Raw genomic sequence first — 18924 nt, forward strand, 5'->3', positions numbered from 1 at the left:
ACTCATTTATCCCGGGGACCCTATGGCTATCAAACTTATTGCTATCGACATGGACGGCACGCTGTTGCTGCCAGACCACACTATTTCTCCAGCCGTTAAAAACGCGATTGCCGCAGCGCGCGCAAAAGGCGTGAATGTGGTACTGACCACCGGTCGTCCGTATGCGGGCGTGCACAGCTACCTGAAAGAGCTGCACATGAATCAGCCGGGCGATTACTGCATTACCTATAACGGTGCGCTGGTACAGAAGGCGGCGGATGGCAGCACGGTGGCGCAAACCGCGCTGAACTATGACGATTACCTGTTCCTGGAAAAACTGTCCCGCGAGGTCGGTTCCCATTTCCACGCGCTCGATCGCAATACGCTCTATACCGCTAACCGTGATATCAGCTATTACACCGTACATGAATCCTATGTCGCGACGATCCCACTGGTGTTCTGCGAAGCTGAGAAAATGGATCCGGGCACCCAGTTCCTGAAAGTGATGATGATTGATGAGCCTGACATCCTGGATAAAGCGATTGCGCGCATTCCGGCTGAGGTAAAAGAGAAATACACCGTGCTGAAAAGTGCGCCGTACTTCCTCGAAATCCTGGATAAACGCGTTAATAAAGGCACAGGTGTGAAATCGCTGGCAGATACGCTGGGCATCAAACCGGACGAGATCATGGCGCTGGGCGATCAGGAAAACGACATTGCGATGATTGAATATGCGGGCATGGGTGTGGCAATGGACAATGCGATCCCGTCGGTGAAAGACGTGGCCAATTTCGTGACCAAATCTAACCTCGAAGACGGCGTTGCCTACGCGATCGAGAAATTTGTTCTGCAGTAACAGCGTTTCACGCTCATCAGCCTCGGTTATCAACCGGGGCTTTTTTTTGCTCTGAATTTATCGAATTGTTCTTTTTGTGATCTGGATTGTAGTACAACATTAATTGATTGTACTACATTACAGCCACGGTAATGACGAAAGGCGTCACGTTTGTACTGCAAAAGTGAGGCGAAATTCAGCGGTCGAGGTAAAGTAGTCCTGAACATACAGAGCATAAGGACTCTCCATGACTCTCAATAAAACCGATCGCATCGTCATCACGCTGGGCACCCAGATCGTGGGTGGAAAGTACGTTCCCGGTTCACCGCTGCCTGCTGAGGCAGAGCTGTGTGAGGAGTTTGAAACCTCGCGCAACATCATTCGGGAAGTGTTTCGCTCGCTCATGGCAAAGCGGCTGATTGAAATGAAGCGCTACCGCGGCGCCTTTGTCGCCCCGCGTAATCAGTGGAACTACCTCGACACCGATGTCCTGCAGTGGGTGCTGGAAAACGACTACGACCCAAGGCTGATTGGCGCGATGAGTGAGGTACGAAACCTGGTAGAGCCGGCCATCGCCCGTTGGGCTGCGGAACGTGCAACGTCAGGAGACCTGGCTCAGATTGAGTCCGCCCTGAACGACATGATTGCCAATAACCAGAACCGGGATGCGTTCAACGAAGCGGACATCCGCTATCACGAAGCGGTGCTGCAGTCGGTTCATAACCCGGTATTACAGCAGCTTAGCGTTGCCATCAGCTCGCTACAGCGCGCGGTATTTGAACGAACCTGGATGGGCGATGAGGCCAACATGCCAAAAACGCTCCAGGAACATAAAGCGCTGTTCGATGCTATCCGGCATCAGGACGGCGACGCGGCAGAGCAGGCGGCACTTACGATGATCGCCAGCTCGACACGAAGGTTGAAGGAAATCACATGACATCTCGCTACATCGCTATTGACTGGGGATCGACCAATCTGCGCGCCTGGCTGTATCAGGGCGAGCAGTGCCTGGAAAGCAGGCAATCAGAAGCAGGCGTGACGCGCCTGAACGGTAAATCCCCCGAGGCGGTGTTAGCAGAGGTGACACACAACTGGCGCGAGGGCGCCACGCCGGTGGTTATGGCGGGCATGGTGGGCAGTAACGTGGGCTGGAAGGTCGCGCCTTATCTGCCCGTACCTGCCGCGTTCGCTGCCATTGGTGAGCAGTTAACGTCCGTTGGCGACAATATCTGGATTATTCCAGGATTGTGCGTTTCCCGGAACGATAACCACAATGTGATGCGCGGCGAAGAGACCCAGCTCCTTGGCGCGCGCACGCTCTCTCCTTCTTCTGTCTACGTCATGCCCGGCACGCACTGTAAATGGGTGCAGGCCGACGCTGAGCACATCCACGATTTTCGCACCGTGATGACCGGTGAGCTGCACCACTTGTTGCTGACGCACTCGCTGGTGGGCGCGGGGTTGCCGGAGCAGGACGCTTCGCCTGAGGCCTTTGCCGCCGGGCTGGAGCGGGGTATCGCCAGCCCTGCCGTTTTGCTGCAACTTTTTGAAGTTCGCGCTTCGCATGTACTGGGCACGCTTCCCCGTACGCAGGTCAGTGAATTTTTATCGGGCCTGTTGATTGGCGCGGAAGTCGCCAGCCTGAGCGAGCAGTTCGCCGGGCAACAGACCATCACCCTCGTCGCGGGTTCATCGCTGACCTCTCGCTACCGCCAGGCGTTCAATGCCATCGGGCGGGATGTGGCGGCGATAGAAGGCGACACGGCATTTCAGGCAGGAATAAGGAGCATCGCTCATGCAGTGGCAAACTAATCTTCCCCTCATCGCTATCCTGCGCGGCGTCACGCCCGACGAGGTTTTAGCGCACGTAGGCGCAGCGATCGACGCCGGTTTTGACGCCGTGGAAATACCGCTTAATTCCCCAGAGTGGGAAAAGAGCATACCGGCGGTCGTGGACGCGTTTGGTGATAAGGCGCTGATTGGCGCTGGCACCGTTCTGCAACCGGAGCAGGTGGACCAGCTTGCGCAGACGGGCTGCAGGCTGATTGTGACGCCGAATATTCACCCTGAGGTGATCCGCCGCGCAGTGGGCTACGGCATGACCGTCTGCCCGGGATGCGCAACGGCAACAGAAGCGTTCGCGGCTCTCGATGCGGGCGCGCAGTCGCTCAAAATTTTCCCGTCATCGGCTTTTGGTCCGGCCTATATCAGCGCGCTGAAAGCGGTATTGCCCGCCAGCGTACCGGTCTTTGCCGTGGGGGGCGTGACGCCAGAAAACCTGGCGCAGTGGATCAACGCAGGTTGTGTCGGGGCGGGTCTGGGCAGCGATCTCTATCGCGCCGGGCAATCCGTCGAACGTACCGCACAGCAGGCGGCCGCATTTGTGAAAGCGTATCGAGAGGCAGTGAAATGAAAATAACCAAACTCACCACGTACCGTTTACCGCCGCGTTGGCTGTTCCTGAAAATCGAAACCGATGAAGGCGTGGTCGGCTGGGGCGAACCGGTCATTGAAGGGCGTGCGCGTACCGTGGAAGCGGCGGTGCATGAGCTGGGCGAGTACCTGACAGGACAAGATCCTGCCCGCATCAACGACCTGTGGCAGGTGATGTACCGCGCGGGTTTCTACCGGGGCGGACCGGTTCTGATGAGCGCCATCGCCGGTATCGACCAGGCGTTATGGGATATCAAAGGCAAAGTGCTGAATGCGCCGGTCTGGCAGCTGATGGGCGGCCTGGTGCGCGACAAAATCAAAGCCTACAGCTGGGTAGGCGGCGACCGTCCCGCGGAAGTGATCGACGGTATCAGGCAGTTGCGCAATATTGGTTTTGACACCTTTAAACTGAACGGCTGCGAAGAGATGGGCGTCATCGACAACGCACGGGCGGTAGACCGCGCGGTAAATACCGTGGCGCAGATCCGTGAAGCGTTCGGCAACGAGATTGAGTTTGGCCTGGACTTCCACGGTCGCGTCAGCGCGCCGATGGCCAAAGTGCTGATTAAAGAGCTGGAGCCGTACCGTCCGCTGTTTATCGAAGAGCCAGTGTTGGCCGAGCAGGCGGAGTACTACCCGAAACTGGCCGCACAGACGCATATCCCGATTGCCGCCGGTGAGCGCATGTTCTCGCGCTTCGAGTTCAAACGCGTGCTGGAAGCTGGCGGCCTGGCGATATTGCAGCCGGATCTGTCGCATGCCGGCGGCATCACGGAATGCTACAAAATCGCCGGGATGGCGGAAGCCTACGACGTGGCGCTGGCACCGCATTGTCCGCTGGGGCCGATCGCACTGGCAGCCTGTCTGCACGTCGATTTTGTCTCGCGCAACGCGGTGTTCCAGGAACAGAGCATGGGCATTCACTATAACAAGGGCGCGGAACTGCTCGACTTTGTGAAAAACAAAGATGATTTCAGCATGGAAGGCGGTTTCTTTAAACCGTTAACGAAGCCGGGCCTTGGCGTGGATATCGACGAAGCCAAAGTCATTGAGCTGAGTAAAAACGCGCCGGACTGGCGCAACCCGTTATGGCGTCATGAAGATGGCTCTGTCGCTGAGTGGTAATTCAGCCAAAGCACATCGCCACTAAAAAGTAATTTCAACAATAACAAACACACCCTCTGTAAATTACAGGGCATGGTGAGCGGCTTCGCTATGCCCAAAATCTGGAGACAGATTGCGATGGATATTCCCGTTACTGCTGCAAAAACCGGGCGTCGGCGCTACCTGACGCTGGTCATGATTTTTATTACTGTGGTCATCTGTTACGTTGACCGCGCCAACCTTGCCGTGGCTTCAGCCCATATTCAGGAGGAGTTTGGGATCAGCAAAGCGGAAATGGGCTACGTCTTTTCGGCGTTTGCCTGGCTGTATACGCTGTGCCAGATCCCCGGCGGCTGGTTCCTTGACCGTGTCGGCTCGCGCCTGACCTATTTCATTGCCATCTTTGGCTGGTCTGTGGCGACCCTGTTCCAGGGCTTTGCCACCGGGTTGATGTCGCTGATTGGCCTGCGTGCGATCACCGGGATTTTCGAAGCCCCGGCGTTTCCGACCAATAACCGCATGGTGACCAGCTGGTTCCCGGAGCATGAACGCGCCTCGGCCGTTGGGTTCTACACCTCCGGGCAGTTTGTCGGCCTGGCGTTCCTGACGCCGCTGCTGATCTGGATCCAGGAACTGCTGAGCTGGCACTGGGTCTTTATTGTGACCGGAGGGATCGGCATTATCTGGTCGTTAATCTGGTTCAAGGTCTATCAACCGCCGCGTCTCACCAAAAGTATCAGCAAAGCTGAACTGGACTATATCCGCGACGGTGGCGGTCTGGTGGATGGCGATGCGCCGGTGAAAAAAGAGGCGCGTCAGCCGCTGACTAAAGCTGACTGGAAGCTGGTTTTCCACCGCAAGCTGGTGGGGGTTTATCTGGGGCAGTTCGCGGTGACCTCCACGCTGTGGTTCTTCCTGACCTGGTTCCCGAACTATCTGACCCAGGAAAAAGGCATCACCGCGCTGAAAGCGGGCTTTATGACCACCGTACCGTTCCTGGCGGCCTTCTTTGGTGTGCTGCTTTCCGGCTGGCTGGCGGACAGGCTGGTGAAAAAAGGGTTCTCGCTGGGTGTCGCGCGTAAAACGCCTATTATCTGCGGGCTGCTGATCTCCACCTGCATCATGGGCGCAAACTACACCAACGATCCGGTCTGGATTATGACGCTGATGGCGATTGCGTTCTTCGGTAACGGTTTTGCCTCCATCACCTGGTCGCTGGTCTCCTCGCTGGCCCCGATGCGCCTGATTGGTCTGACCGGTGGCGTGTTCAACTTTGTCGGCGGCCTGGGGGGGATCACGGTTCCGCTGGTCATCGGTTATCTGGCTCAGGACTATGGCTTTGGCCCGGCACTGATCTATATCTCCGCAGTGGCCTTGCTCGGTGCGCTCTCCTACATCCTGCTGGTGGGTGACGTCAAACGTGTAGGCTAATTCCCCGCAATGTTTTACCCTGATGCGATAACTGCGCATCAGGGTAACGCCATGAAACAAATCACCTTCGCCTCCCGTCATCACCAGCTTACCAATATCAATACCTGGACGCCGGACAGCCAGTGGCTGGCCTACGATGTGCGTCCGTCCGGCGCATCGTTTACCGGTGAAACCATTGAGCGGGTCAATGTTATTACGGGTGACGTCGAGGTGATCTATCGCGCCAGTCACGGTGCGCATGTTGGCGTGGTGACCGTTCATCCGCAGCAGGACAAATATGTCTTTATCCACGGCCCGGAAAACCCGGATGCAGACTGGCACTACGATTTTCATCATCGTCAGGGCGTGGTTGTACACAACGGTCAGGTGAGTAACCTGGATGCCATGGATATCACGCCGCCTTATACCGCAGGCGCGCTGCGTGGCGGCAGCCACGTGCACGTTTTTAGCCCTGACGGACAGTTCGTGAGCTTTACCTACAACGACCATGTATTGCATGAGCGTGACCCGAAGCTCGATTTACGTAACGTCGGCGTCGCAGCGCCTTTTGGCCCGGTGACGCCGCAAGGGACGCATCCACGTGAATATTCCGGCACCTTCTGGAGCGTGCTGGTGAGCCGCACGACGCCCGCGCCTCAGCCCGGCAGCGATGAGATCAACCGAGCCTATGAAGAGGGCTGGGTGGGCAATGACAGGCTGGCGTTTATCGGCGATACCGTGTCTGCGACAGGCGAGAAAGTGCCAGAACTGTTTATTGTGGATCTGCCCAACGACGAGCAGGGATGGAAACGCGCGGGCGATGCGCCGCTGCAGGGGACTCCTGAGACGCTGCCTGCGCCCCCGGCGGGTGTCATGCAGCGCCGGCTGACCTTTACCCACCAGCGGGCATTCCCGGGGCTGGTAAACGTGCCGCGTCACTGGGTGCGCTGCAACCCGCAGGGGACGCAGATTGCGTTTCTGATGCGTGATGATAAGGGCATTGTGCAGCTGTGGCTTATCGCCCCTGAGGGCGGCGAACTACGCCAGTTGACGCATAACGAAAGTGACATTCAGTCGGCATTTACCTGGCACCCAGCCGGTCACCGTCTTGGATTTGTACTGGAAGAGCGGATTGCCTGCTGTGATGCGCAAACCGGAGAGGTGACGTTTTTGACGTTCGATCACGGCAATCCACCGTCTGGTGATGCGGTCGTGTTTTCCCCGGACGGGCGTTTTATTGCATGGATGGAAGAGACAGAAGGTTTCCGTCAGCTTTGGCTAACGGAAACCGGGCAGCGTTAACGCGTTGGCGTTAAGCGGGTGGAATGACGGAATTGGTGGCCAGATTTTGCTGCTCGCTTTTCTCTACCCGCGAGCGCACGGAGCTGTCCTTACGGAACATATCCCACGGCAGCAAAAGCGTATCGGCCACAGCCGTAAACGGCATATCCAGGATGACCAGGGATTTTGTGCCCCAGTTGGTATCGTCATCGGAGATCATCTCAGCGCTGGCACGCGTCCCCGGATATGTTCCTTCTTTACCGCCGGTGTGAGACATCACGCTCGAACACCCGCAAAGTAAAACAACCCCGCTGAACGTCGTCAGCTTTATCAGAACATTTTTCATCATCACTCAGTCATCGTTAATGGCACTGCATAAACCTGCAACTCAGGGTTATAGCGAGCCTCGTTCAAAATGGATAGCCCGATAACCCCGCACTGTGGCAGCCATCGCAATTTAACCCTTTGTGCTGTTGTCCCAGTCTAAGCGAGATGCACGAAAGTGCAAAAAAAAGTGCGTCCGCTGCGCTTGAAAAGACCGGTTCCAGACCCATTTTAAGAATGTAACCCGATAACGAACACGCCTGCGGGGTGTTCAGGGGCACACTGGCCTGTCCATGGTGGAAGGCTACAATTTCTCGCTGATTTCAGGAGCTTTTATTTATGCGTAACTTTGATCTTTCCCCGCTATACCGTTCTGCAATTGGTTTTGACCGCCTGTTTAACCATTTAGAAAATAACCAAAGCCAGAGCAACGGCTACCCTCCATACAATGTTGAACTGGTTGATGAAAACCACTACCGCATCGCCATTGCCGTCGCCGGTTTTGCAGAGAACGAACTGGAGATCACCGCGCAGGACAACCTGCTGGTGGTGAAAGGTTCACATACGGCTGAGCAGAAAGAACGTACCTACCTTTATCAGGGTATCGCCGAGCGCAACTTTGAACGCAAGTTCCAGTTAGCCGAGAACATTCACGTGAAAGGCGCGAACCTGGTCAACGGCCTGCTGTTTATCGAACTGGAACGTGTGATTCCGGAAGAGAAAAAACCGCGCCGTATCGAGATCAACTGATTATGCGGGTCGCGCGAGCGGCCCACCCAGAATTGCTTGCCGTAATGGGAGCATATGTGAATCCATGAGGATTTGCAGGAACAACTGCGCACAAAAATAAACTGTGCCGAACTCGCTTCTCAGAAGGAGATTTAGTATGCGTAACTACGATTTATCCCCCCTGCTGCGTCAGTGGATTGGTTTTGACAAACTGGCTAATGCCCTGCAAAGCACCACCGAGCAACAGACGTTTCCGCCGTACAACATCGAAAAAAGCGATGACAACCACTATCGCATCACCCTTGCGCTGGCCGGGTTCCGCCAGGACGATCTGGATATTCAGCTCGAAGGCACGCGCCTGACCGTGAAAGGTACGCCGGAAAAACAAGAAACCGAGACCAAATGGCTGCACCAGGGCCTGGTTAATCAGCCGTTTAGCCTGAGCTTTACTCTGGCTGACCATATGGAAGTGTCCGGTGCGACATTTACCAACGGGCTGCTGCATATCGACCTGACCCGCAACGTGCCGGAAGCCATTGCACCGCAGCGTATCGCCATTAGCGAGCGTCCTGCGCTGAACAGTTAACCCTCTGCGGGTTGTTGCCTCTCCCACAGGGAGAGGATGAAAAGATAACGCCCTGCCCCGGCAGGGCTTTTTTGTGCGCCATCGCCCATACAACCGCGTGCGGCTCTGAGAGAATCCGTAGCATAACTAAGGTTATGCACAGGAAGTGGATCATGAGTGATATCGCGTTAACCGTTAGCGTGTTGGCCCTGGTCGCAGTGGTGGGTCTGTGGATTGGCAATGTTAAAATCCGCGGCGTCGGATTTGGGATAGGCGGGGTGCTGTTCGGCGGGATTTTTGTCGGCCATTTTGCCGACCAGCTTGGGCTGGTACTCAGCGCCGAAATGCTCCATTTCATCCAGGAATTCGGTCTGATCCTCTTCGTCTACACCATTGGTATTCAGGTGGGGCCTGGCTTTTTCGCTTCCCTTCGGGTCTCCGGATTACGGCTGAACCTGTTTGCCTTCGGCATTGTGGTGATGGGAGGGCTGGTCACCGCCATTCTGCATAAGCTCTTCGATATTCCGCTGCCGGTGGTGCTGGGTATTTTCTCCGGGGCGGTCACCAATACGCCTGCACTGGGTGCAGGGCAGCAAATTTTGCGCGACCTTGGCATCTCTCCCGGTATTGTCGACCAGATGGGGATGAGCTACGCCATGGCCTATCCGTTTGGGATTTGCGGCATTCTGCTCTCCATGTGGCTGGTGCGGGTACTCTTTCGCATTAACGTCGAAAACGAGGCAAAAGACCACGAAACCACGCTCACCAACGGCCATATGCCGATCAAAACCATCAACATTCGCGTCGATAACCCCAACCTCAACAATATGGCGATTCAGGATGTGCCGATCCTGAACAGCGCCAATATTATCTGCTCACGCCTTAAACGTGACGATATGCTGATGGTACCTGCGCCCGGGACCATTATTCAGCAGGGTGACCTGCTGCACCTGGTCGGACAGCCCGGGGATTTAAACAACGCGCGGCTGGTGATTGGTCAGGAGGTGGAGACCTCGCTCTCCACGCGCGGCACCGATATGCGCGTAGAGCGCGTCGTGGTGACCAACGAGCACGTGCTTGGCAAGAAAATACGCGATTTGCAGGTTAAAGAGCGCTATGACGTCGTGATCTCCCGTCTTAACCGTGCTGGGGTGGAACTGGTCGCCAGCCCGGAAGCCAGCCTGCAGTTCGGCGATATCCTGAACCTGGTTGGGCGCCCGTCATCCATTGATGCGGTAGCGGACATGGTGGGTAACGCCCAGCAAAAACTGCAGCAGGTGCAGATGTTGCCGGTCTTTATCGGTATCGGGCTGGGAGTGCTGCTTGGCTCCATTCCGCTGTATGTCCCGGGTTTTCCGGTTGCGCTCAAGCTGGGCCTGGCGGGTGGACCGCTGATTATGGCACTGATCCTCGGGCGTATCGGCTGTATCGGTAAGCTCTACTGGTTTATGCCGCCAAGCGCCAACCTGGCGCTGCGCGAGCTGGGGATTGTGCTGTTTCTGGCGGTGGTCGGCCTGAAATCCGGGGGCGATTTTATCGATACCCTGGTGAAGGGCGAGGGGATGAGCTGGGTCGGTTACGGGATATTTATCACGGCGATTCCGCTCCTGACGATGGGGATCCTGGCGCGGATGTTCGCCAAAATGAACTATCTGACGCTCTGCGGCATGCTCGCCGGATCAATGACTGACCCACCCGCACTGGCCTTTGCCAACAACCTGCACGCCACCAGCGGCGCGGCGGCGCTGTCATACGCCACGGTCTACCCGCTGGTGATGTTCCTGCGCATTATTACCCCGCAGCTACTGGCGGTGCTGTTCTGGGGGATGAGTTAGCAGATCGTCCGGGTGGATGCGCCGCAGATGGTAGTCCACCTGGTAATCACGGGTATTACGGAACATCACGGAATAATTGAGAAATTCGCCGCTGTCGCTGTAGGAGAGAGACGTTATCCGCAGCAGCGGCGTCTGTTCCGGCAGGTTCAGGTAACCGGCGAGCTGTTTATCTGCCAGCACCGGCGTCAGGCTCTCGTAGTTGCCGCTGATGGTTATTCCGCACTCCTTCTCGATGTAATCAAACTTCGACCCTTCCAGATGTGCCAGTGAAAGCGTGCGGAACAGCTTCACGGGCATAAAGCTGTCCTCCAGCATCAGGGGTTTTCCGTCGACATAACGCACCCGGCGCGAGAAGTAGATGCGCTCATCCACCTGAATGCGGAGCTGGCTGGCGATAGCGGGCGGGGCGGGCATCACTTCGAACTGTAGCACCTTGCTCTGCACCTCTTTTCCCTGCTGGCGCAGCACCTCCACCAGCCCGGTCAGATTGGTGGTTTCGTGGTGGACATCTTTACGCGCCACGAATGTCCCGCTACCGTGTCGGCGTTCAACCAGCCCCCAGTTCACCAGCAGATCCAGCGCCTTTCGAATGGTCATCCGCGCCACGCCAAACTCCTGCGCCAGCGCTTTCTCACCCGGCAGCGGACTCCCGATATTGTAGTCCGACGAATTCAGCCGCAGCCGCAACCTGTCAGCGATAGATTTGTAGATCACCAGTAGACCTCTCTGCCTGTATTAACGCGTGGATTGCGTCCTGACATGTCCATATTAACAACGAAAAGTAGACCTGACTGGTCAAAATAAAACCATGAATGCGATCACGAATCGCAGCGGCACGTCATGTTCGCCCATGGGTAAATTCTTATGCTCACTTCAGGCCCAGCAAAAAATCATAAAGGCCTCTACCCCCTACAGGTTGTTACGTGAGGATTTAAAAATGCTCAGTCAAATACAACGTTTTGGCGGCGCCATGTTTACCCCGGTGTTGTTATTTCCCTTTGCCGGGATCGTGGTCGGGATCGCCATCATGCTTCGCAACCCGCTGTTTGTGGGCGAGGCCTTAACCGCCCCCGATAATCTGTTCGCGCAAATTGTTCACATCATTGAAGAGGGCGGCTGGGCGGTGTTTCGCAATATGCCGCTGATTTTTGCCGTGGGTTTACCGATTGGTCTGGCGAAGCAGGCGCAGGGCCGCGCCTGCCTGGCGGTGCTGATCAGTTTTCTGACCTGGAACTACTTTATCAATGCGATGGGGATGACATGGGGTCATTTCTTTGGCGTTGACTTCGCCGCTGAGCCCACTGCTGGCAGCGGACTGGCCATGATTGCCGGTATCAAAACGCTCGATACCAGCATCATTGGGGCGATTGTGATTTCGGGGATTGTCACCGCTATCCACAACCGCTATTTCGACAAGCAGCTGCCTGTTTTCCTGGGGATTTTTCAGGGCACCTCGTTTGTCGTTATCCTCGCGTTCTTTGTGATGATCCCCTGCGCCTGGCTGACGCTGCTGGGCTGGCCGAAAGTGCAGCTGGGCATTGAGTCCCTGCAGGCCTTTTTACGCTCTGCCGGTGCGCTGGGGGTGTGGGTTTATACCTTCCTGGAACGCATTCTGATCCCTACCGGATTACACCACTTTGTCTATGGTCCGTTTATCTTTGGCCCGGCAGCGGTCGAGGGCGGCATCCAGGTTTATTGGGCGCAGCATCTTCAGGAATTTAGCCAAAGCACGCTGCCGCTGAAAACCCTGTTCCCGGAAGGCGGTTTTGCGCTTCACGGCAACGCCAAAGTGTTTGGCTCTGTCGGGATTGCGCTGGCGCTCTGGTACACCGCGTCACCGGAAAACCGCGTCAAAGTGGCAGGCCTGCTGATCCCGGCCACGCTGACCGCCGTGCTGGTGGGCATTACCGAGCCGCTGGAATTCACCTTCCTGTTCATTTCGCCGCTACTGTTTGCCGTCCACGCCGTTCTGGCCGCCACGATGGCGACGGTGATGTACATCTTCGGCGTCGTGGGCAACATGGGCGGCGGACTGCTGGACCAGTTCCTGCCGCAAAACTGGATCCCCATGTTCCACAACCACGCCTCGACGGTATTCACCCAGATGGGTATCGGTCTTTGCTTCACCGGCCTCTATTTCGTGGTCTTCAAAACGCTGATTGAACGGCTGAACCTTAAAACCCCGGGCCGTGAAGAGAGCGAAGTCAAACTTTACAGCAAGGCGGATTATAAAGCGGCACGCGGGCAAACCACCGCACCGGCTGCCGCCAGCCAGCAGGTTGGGCAAGCCGCCGGATTCCTGCAGGCGCTGGGCGGCGCGGCCAATATCGAAAGCATTAATAACTGCGCCACCCGCTTACGTATCGCGCTGGTCGACATGGCGCAAACCCAACGCGACGACGTCTTTAAGGCCCTGGGCGCACACGGTGTGGTGCGACGCGGCAACGGCATTCAGGTGATTGTTGGACTGCACGTCCCTCAGGTGCGAGACCAGCTTGAATCGCTGATGAAAACCCCTTCAACAAACGAACAAACTACCCTGACAGAGGCTATATCATGAAAAAATTCTCAGTTGTCATTGCAGGCGGCGGCAGTACCTTCACGCCGGGGATCGTCCTGATGCTGTTAGCCAACCGCGACCGTTTTCCGCTGCGCGCGCTGAAATTCTATGACAACGACGGCGCACGTCAGGAGACCATCGCCGAGGCGTGCAAGATCATCCTTAAAGAGCAGGCTCCGGAGATTGAGTTTAGCTACACCACCGATCCTGAAGCGGCCTTTACCGACGTCGATTTTGTGATGGCACATATCCGCGTGGGGAAATACCCGATGCGTGAAAAAGACGAGAAAATCCCCCTGCGTCACGGTGTACTGGGTCAGGAGACCTGCGGACCCGGCGGGATCGCCTACGGCATGCGCTCTATTGGCGGCGTGCTGGAACTGGTCGATTACATGGCGCAATACTCCCCGAATGCGTGGATGCTGAACTACTCCAACCCGGCGGCCATCGTGGCTGAAGCGACCCGTCGCCTGCGACCCAACGCCAAAATCCTCAACATCTGCGATATGCCCATCGGCATTGAAGGGCGTATGGCGCAGATAGTTGGCCTTAAAGACCGTAAAGAGATGCGCGTGCGTTACTACGGGCTGAACCACTTCGGATGGTGGACATCCATTGAAGATGCAAACGGCAATGATTTAATGCCGAAACTGCGCGAATATGTCGCGAAAAATGGCTATGTGCCGCCCTCTGACAATGCCCATACCGAAGCCAGCTGGAACGACACGTTCGCGAAGGCAAAAGATGTGCAGGCGCTGGATCCGGACACCATGCCAAACACCTATCTGAAATATTACCTGTTCCCGGACTACGTGGTCGCGCACTCCAATCCGGAACGCACGCGCGCTAACGAGGTGATGGATCACCGTGAGAAGCATGTGTTCAGCGCCTGCCGGGCGATTATCGAAGCCGGTGTATCGTCCGCCGGGGAGCTGGAAATCGACGAACATGCGTCGTACATCGTCGATCTGGCGACTGCGATTGCCTTCAACACTCAGGAGCGCATGCTGCTGATTGTGCCCAACAACGGTGCCATTCATAACTTTGATGCCGACGCGATGGTAGAAATTCCGTGCCTGGTCGGTCATAACGGGCCGGAGCCGTTAACGGTGGGCGATATTCCACACTTCCAGAAAGGGTTGATGAGCCAACAGGTAGCGGTGGAAAAACTGGTAGTGGATGCCTGGGAGCAGCGCTCGTACCAGAAATTGTGGCAGGCGATTACGCTGTCGAAAACGGTGCCGAGCGCCTCCGTTGCGAAAGCGATTCTGGATGATCTGATCGAGGCCAACAAAGCGTACTGGCCAGCGCTGCATTAATCGTCCTGACCGGCATCGCCCGATGCCGGTCTCCTTGTCCTTGTCGATTTACGCTATGCTGGAACCTGCCTGTAGCAGACAAGGAATCTTCATGAAAATTTCTCGCCTCGGTGAAGCCCCTGACTACCGCTTCTCGCTGGCTAATGAGCGTACGTTCCTCGCATGGATCCGCACCGCGTTGGGCTTTCTCGCCGCGGGTGTGGGGCTTGACCAGCTCGCGCCTGATTTTGCCACGCCGCTGATCCGCGAAGTGCTGGCGTTGCTGCTGTGCCTGTTTGCCGGTGTGCTGGCCATTTACGGCTACCTGCGCTGGCTGCGTAACGAAAAGGCGATGCGGCTCAAGCAGGATCTCCCGTATACGCGTGGGTTACTCATCATCAGCATGATTTTGCTGGCGGTAGCGGGTGTGGTGATGGTGCTGGTGTTGTATGGTGGATAACCGCAAAGCGCGACGCGAAGCCGACCCCGGCCTGCAGCCGGAGCGGACGTCGCTGGCCTGGCTGCGTACGTTACTGGGGTATGGCGCGCTGATTGCCCTCGCCATCAAGCACAACTGGCATCGCACAGGCGTGCCATTCTGGATCTCACTGGTCGTACTGGCGCTTGTGGCGATCGTTTTGTGGCGCTATACCCGCAGTCGCAACGTAATGGATGTGACGCAGGACGATTTTGTACAGCCGAAGGCGGTGCGCGATAAGTTCCTGATCGCCCTCGCGGTACTGTCGTTGTCACTGCTGTTTGCGGTCACCCATCTGCAGTTTATTTTTTCCCTTTAGCCAGGTACTTCGCCATCTCGTCTTCCGGCACCATTCCGCCGCCGGTTGCCCAGACCAGATGGGTCGCGTTCGCGGATGCGACAGGAACACGCAACGGCCCGGCCATGCCCGCCAGCGCCGACGGCTCAAGGCGAATGCCTTCTTCCTGCGCCAGCCAGCCGAGCATGTCGTACATGCTTTGATCGGAAAGGGTATAGAACCCGTCAAGGAGCCGCTCCATCGCCCGGCCCACAAAGCCAGACGCGCGTCCAACCGCCAGCCCGTCGGCGGCCGTCACGTTGTCGATACCCAGATCCTGCACGGCGATGGCATCATGCAGCCCGGTGTAGACCCCCAGCAGCATGCACGGGGAGTGCGTCGGCTCGGCGAAGAAACAGTGTACGTTGTCGCCAAAGGCCAGCTTCAGGCCAAACGCCACGCCGCCAGGACCGCCACCGACGCCACAGGGCAAATAGACGTACAGCGGATGTTCCGCATCCACCACGCGGCCCTGCGCGGCAAACTGCGCTTTTAGCCGCTCGCCTGCCACCGCATAGCCGAGGAACAGCGTGCGGGAGTTCTCATCGTCGATAAAGAAACAGTTCGGATCGCTCTCCGCGGCCTTACGTCCTTGCTCCACCGCCACGCCGTAATCCTGCTCATATTCCACAACGATTACACCGTGGCTGCGCAGTTTGGCTTTTTTCCACTCACGGGCATCGGCAGACATGTGCACCGTAACCTGAAAGCCGATGCGCGCGCTCATGATGCCAATGGACATCCCGAGGTTGCCGGTGGATCCCACCGCGATACTGTACTGGCTGAAGAACGCTTTAAAACGCGGTTCCAGCAGGATGCTGTAATCGTCTTCGACGCTCAGCAACCCTGCTTCCAGCGCCAGTTTTTCGGCGTGAGTCAGCACTTCATAGATGCCCCCGCGCGCTTTGATGGAGCCAGAGATAGGCAGATGACTGTCTTTTTTCAGCAGCAGCGTGCCGGGAATGGCTATCCCCGATTCGTTCTCCAGCCTTTTCTGCATCGCCGGAATAGCCACCAGTTCGGACTCGATAATCCCCTGCGTGGCCGCCGTTTCGGGGAACGCTTTTGCCAGATACGGCGCAAAGCGGTTAAGGCGTGCATGCGCGTCGTCCACATCGGCTTTGCTCAGCCCGACATACGGCAACCCTTCAGCAAGCGAGGTGGTGCGCGGGTTTAGCCAGGTGGTCTCTTTCAGGGCAATCAGATCCTCAATCAGAGGGAACTGTGCGGTTAAGGTGCTGATAGTTGCGTTTTCCATAGTACGTCTCTTCGCGCTCAGATAATGAAAGAAAGCAGGAATGTGCTGCCAAGTGCAAGTACCGAGGCGATAAACGTCGCCGTCGTATAGTACTTCAGGGTCTCGTTCAGGCTGGCACCGCAGTACTGCTTCACCAGCCAGAAGAGGGAATCGGTCACGATCGTGCAGCCAATGGCACCGGAACCGATGGCAATGGTGATGATCTCCGGACTGACGTTGGGATAGAGCGGCAGCATGGGTGCGACGATGGCGGTTGCGCCCATCATCGCCACCGTGGCCGACCCCACCGCCGCGTGCAGAACCAGCGCCACCAGCCACGCGAGCAGGATCGGGTGCATATTCAGGTTCGACAGAATGTGCGCCAGGGTATCGGCCAGGCCGCTGGTTTTGAGGATGGCGTTAAACGCGCCGCCCGCGCCGATAATCAACAGAATGTTGGCGATGGCGCCAAAGCCATGCTCGGTGTGGGTCAGCATCGTACCCATCCCCATATGCTGGCGCAGCCCCAGCAGGTAATAGGCGACGAACACGGCGATGAACATGGCGGTGATCGGGTTACCGATAAATTCCAGCAGCGTATACAGCGTGCCTTCTCTTGCCATATTCAGCTCGGCGAGGGTCTTCACCAGCATCAGGCCAATGGGCAGCAGCACGGTAAACAGCGTGGCTCCCAGCGAGGGCAGCGTATGTTCTTCACGAACATTGAGGTCAGAAAATTCAGCCGGGACGGCTTTGAAGGGCAGGCGATCGCCCAGCAATTTCAGGAACAGCGGGCCGCCAACCAGCGAGGCCAGCAGGCCAACCATCAGACCGTAGACGATAACCGTCCCCACGTCCGCCCCCAGCTTATTCGTGACAAACAGTGCCGCCGGGTGCGGCGGAACCACGCAGTGCACCGCCATCAGCGCGGTACAGAGGGGAATGGCCAGCTTCAGCAGCGAGGTATGGGTCTTTTTGGCGATGGAGAAGGCCAGCGGGATCAGCAGGACGACGCCGACTTCAACAAACAGCGTAATGCCGCAGATAAGCCCCACCAGTACCATGATGACATCGGCTGACAGCCAGCGGCAACGCTGAAGCGCTATCCCAATGCGTTCTGCCGCACCGGACACCTCCATCATCTTGCCGAGGATGGTGCCAAGCCCGATCACCGCCGCCAGGAAGCCGAGCGTGCCGCCAATACCGCTTTCAATGGCATTCACCATGTCCAGCGGGCGCATTCCCATCATGGCACCGACAAAAAAGCTCGCCAGCAGCAGCGCCAGGAACGGGTGAAACTTCAGTTTTACGATAGTTAATACGATTAACGCGATGCTGATGAGCAGCGTCGCCACAACCCAGACCTGAGCACCCATATCTCACCTCACCCTTATGTTATTTACGGGTATTGGACGAAAAATCAGCGGGTGCTGACAAACGATATAAATTGCCTTTCAGGTGAGACAGATTGGATCAAACGCGTGACTGGACTCAAAAAAGCGCACTTAATGCGTTTTTGGTTCACATAAATTCAACTTTGAGCGGTATCCTGAGCAGCAAAAGTCCGTGTGAGAAGTGCGATGAATGACGCAAATGAAGGTCGAAACCGGCTGTTAAACGGCTGGCAACTGTCAAAAATGTATACGTTTGAAGTGGCCGCCCGCCACGAGTCCTTCGCGCTGGCGGCGGAGGAGCTGTCGCTCAGCCCCAGTGCGGTGAGCCACCGTATCAACCTGCTGGAAGAGGAATTAGGGATAGCGCTGTTTGTCCGCTCCCACCGTAAAGTGGAGCTGACGCAGGAGGGGAAACGCGTCTACTGGACGCTGAAATCGTCGCTGGATACGTTGAACCAGGAGATCCTGGATATCAAGAACCAGGCGCTGTCCGGCACGTTGACGGTTTACTCTCGCCCGTCGATTGCCCAGTGCTGGCTGGTGCCTATGCTCGGGGATTTCACCCGGCGTTATCCCGCGATCTCGCTGACCATCCTGACCGGCAATGAAAACGTCAATATGCAGCGAACCGGTATCGATCTGGCGCTCTATTTCGACGATACGCCGCCAGCCAATTTGACGCATCACTTCCTGATGGACGAGGCGATTTTACCCGTCTGCTCGCCGGCGTATGCCCGGGAACATGACCTGCTGAAAAATCCCGCCCACCTCAGCCACTGTACGCTCCTGCACGATCGCCAGGCCTGGAGCAACGATTCCGGTACCGACGAATGGCTCAGCTGGGCGGCACATTTTGCAGTGAACATGCCATCATCATCGGGCATTGGCTTCGATCGTTCTGATTTAGCGATTGTCGCGGCAATGAACCATGTCGGGGTCGCGATGGGGCGAAAACGGCTGGTACAAAAGCGGCTCGAACGCGGTGAGTTGATTGCACCGTTTGGGGAGAAAACGCTTAAATGCCATCAGCATTACTACATGTCGACCCTGCCGGGACGACAGTGGCCGAAAATTGATGCCTTTATTAGCTGGCTGAGAGAACTGGCTGGCTGAAGAATTATTACG

Annotated in this window: 19 protein-coding genes and 1 other annotated feature; of the genes, 15 read left to right on the forward strand and 4 right to left on the reverse strand. The window is 56.8% G+C overall.

The features are described from left to right. Positions 1-22: 22 nt before the first annotated feature. The 7 genes from yidA to AM379_RS08130 all read left to right on the forward strand — a co-directional run bounded on the left by yidA (position 23) and on the right by AM379_RS08130 (position 7063). Positions 23-835 carry a sugar-phosphatase gene (gene yidA, locus AM379_RS08100; protein WP_020882751.1) on the forward strand — a complete coding sequence of 271 codons (813 nt, stop codon included), beginning with the start codon at positions 23-25 and terminating at the stop codon, positions 833-835. Between the two features lie 226 nt (positions 836-1061). Continuing rightward, positions 1062-1751, forward strand: coding sequence for a D-galactonate utilization transcriptional regulator DgoR (gene dgoR, locus AM379_RS08105; protein ID WP_006177594.1), 690 nt, complete (start codon positions 1062-1064; stop codon positions 1749-1751). Then, on the forward strand, positions 1748-2626 hold the full coding sequence (locus tag AM379_RS08110) for a 2-dehydro-3-deoxygalactonokinase (RefSeq protein ID WP_106503586.1): 879 nt from the start codon (positions 1748-1750) through the stop codon (positions 2624-2626). Before dgoR ends, AM379_RS08110 begins: the two co-directional genes overlap by 4 nt. After that, positions 2610-3227 carry a 2-dehydro-3-deoxy-6-phosphogalactonate aldolase gene (locus AM379_RS08115; RefSeq protein WP_106503587.1) on the forward strand — a complete coding sequence of 206 codons (618 nt, stop codon included), beginning with the start codon at positions 2610-2612 and terminating at the stop codon, positions 3225-3227. The genes AM379_RS08110 and AM379_RS08115 overlap by 17 nt, the downstream gene beginning before the upstream one ends. Then, positions 3224-4372 (forward strand): galactonate dehydratase, encoded by a 1149-nt coding sequence (dgoD, locus tag AM379_RS08120; protein WP_014167964.1) that lies wholly within the window; start codon positions 3224-3226, stop codon positions 4370-4372. The genes AM379_RS08115 and dgoD overlap by 4 nt, the downstream gene beginning before the upstream one ends. Positions 4373-4444: 72 nt before the next feature. Then, a complete protein-coding gene (locus AM379_RS08125; RefSeq protein WP_080271857.1) occupies positions 4445-5782 on the forward strand; it encodes an MFS transporter in 1338 nt (445 codons plus the stop codon). Positions 5783-5833: 51 nt separating this feature from the next. Continuing rightward, a complete protein-coding gene (locus tag AM379_RS08130; RefSeq protein WP_181010278.1) occupies positions 5834-7063 on the forward strand; it encodes a DUF3748 domain-containing protein in 1230 nt (409 codons plus the stop codon). Positions 7064-7073: 10 nt separating this feature from the next. Here AM379_RS08130 and AM379_RS08135 read toward each other — a convergent pair whose 3' ends face one another. Next, positions 7074-7391 (reverse strand): YceK/YidQ family lipoprotein, encoded by a 318-nt coding sequence (locus tag AM379_RS08135; protein WP_025202651.1) that lies wholly within the window; start codon positions 7389-7391, stop codon positions 7074-7076. A 248-nt stretch (positions 7392-7639) separates the two neighbouring features. Next, positions 7640-7712: a sequence feature (ROSE (Repression Of Heat Shock gene Expression) occurs in the 5'-region of heat shock genes and acts as an RNA thermometer to modulate expression.), on the forward strand. Between AM379_RS08135 and ibpA the strand changes: the two genes are divergently transcribed. The 3 genes from ibpA (at position 7706) to AM379_RS08150 (ending at position 10495) form a co-directional block, all read left to right on the forward strand. Then, entirely contained in the window at positions 7706-8116 is a 411-nt protein-coding gene (gene ibpA / locus AM379_RS08140) for a small heat shock chaperone IbpA (RefSeq protein ID WP_008500162.1), read from the forward strand. It overlaps the preceding feature by 7 nt. Positions 8117-8252: 136 nt before the next feature. Continuing rightward, positions 8253-8681, forward strand: a complete 429-nt coding sequence (gene ibpB / locus AM379_RS08145; protein ID WP_025202652.1) for a small heat shock chaperone IbpB — start codon at positions 8253-8255, stop codon at positions 8679-8681. Between the two features lie 152 nt (positions 8682-8833). Continuing rightward, positions 8834-10495: a putative transporter gene (locus AM379_RS08150; protein ID WP_020882744.1), complete on the forward strand. Its 1662-nt coding sequence runs from the start codon at positions 8834-8836 to the stop codon at positions 10493-10495. On the opposite strand, the gene AM379_RS08155 is transcribed toward AM379_RS08150, so the two are convergent. After that, on the reverse strand, positions 10463-11209 hold the full coding sequence (locus AM379_RS08155) for a GntR family transcriptional regulator (RefSeq protein ID WP_014167973.1): 747 nt from the start codon (positions 11207-11209) through the stop codon (positions 10463-10465). The genes AM379_RS08150 and AM379_RS08155 overlap by 33 nt on opposite strands. 223 nt (positions 11210-11432) lie before the next feature. On the opposite strand from AM379_RS08155, the gene AM379_RS08160 reads away from it, so the two are divergent. The 4 genes from AM379_RS08160 (at position 11433) to AM379_RS08175 (ending at position 15150) form a co-directional block, all read left to right on the forward strand. Further along, a complete protein-coding gene (locus AM379_RS08160) occupies positions 11433-13055 on the forward strand; it encodes an alpha-glucoside-specific PTS transporter subunit IIBC (protein WP_106503589.1) in 1623 nt (540 codons plus the stop codon). Then, a complete protein-coding gene (locus AM379_RS08165) occupies positions 13052-14374 on the forward strand; it encodes a 6-phospho-alpha-glucosidase (protein WP_106503590.1) in 1323 nt (440 codons plus the stop codon). Before AM379_RS08160 ends, AM379_RS08165 begins: the two co-directional genes overlap by 4 nt. Before the next feature lie 91 nt (positions 14375-14465). Beyond that, complete coding sequence (locus AM379_RS08170; RefSeq protein ID WP_020882741.1) at positions 14466-14813, forward strand: YidH family protein; 348 nt, start codon at positions 14466-14468, stop codon at positions 14811-14813. Next, positions 14803-15150 (forward strand): DUF202 domain-containing protein, encoded by a 348-nt coding sequence (locus tag AM379_RS08175; protein ID WP_014167977.1) that lies wholly within the window; start codon positions 14803-14805, stop codon positions 15148-15150. The genes AM379_RS08170 and AM379_RS08175 overlap by 11 nt, the downstream gene beginning before the upstream one ends. Here AM379_RS08175 and dsdA read toward each other — a convergent pair. Together dsdA and dsdX are read right to left on the reverse strand one after the other, a co-directional pair. Then, positions 15134-16426, reverse strand: coding sequence for a D-serine ammonia-lyase (gene dsdA, locus AM379_RS08180; RefSeq protein ID WP_020882740.1), 1293 nt, complete (start codon positions 16424-16426; stop codon positions 15134-15136). The genes AM379_RS08175 and dsdA overlap by 17 nt on opposite strands. A 17-nt stretch (positions 16427-16443) precedes the next feature. Then, positions 16444-17781 (reverse strand): D-serine transporter DsdX, encoded by a 1338-nt coding sequence (gene dsdX / locus AM379_RS08185; protein ID WP_014167979.1) that lies wholly within the window; start codon positions 17779-17781, stop codon positions 16444-16446. Between the two features lie 204 nt (positions 17782-17985). Between dsdX and dsdC the strand changes: the two genes are divergently transcribed. Continuing rightward, entirely contained in the window at positions 17986-18912 is a 927-nt protein-coding gene (dsdC, locus tag AM379_RS08190) for a DNA-binding transcriptional regulator DsdC (RefSeq protein ID WP_025206531.1), read from the forward strand. Positions 18913-18924 lie beyond the last annotated feature (12 nt).

It is taken from the genome of Enterobacter cloacae complex sp. FDA-CDC-AR_0132 (genome assembly GCF_003010695.1).
GTDB classification, from domain to species: Bacteria; Pseudomonadota; Gammaproteobacteria; order Enterobacterales; family Enterobacteriaceae; genus Enterobacter; species Enterobacter ludwigii.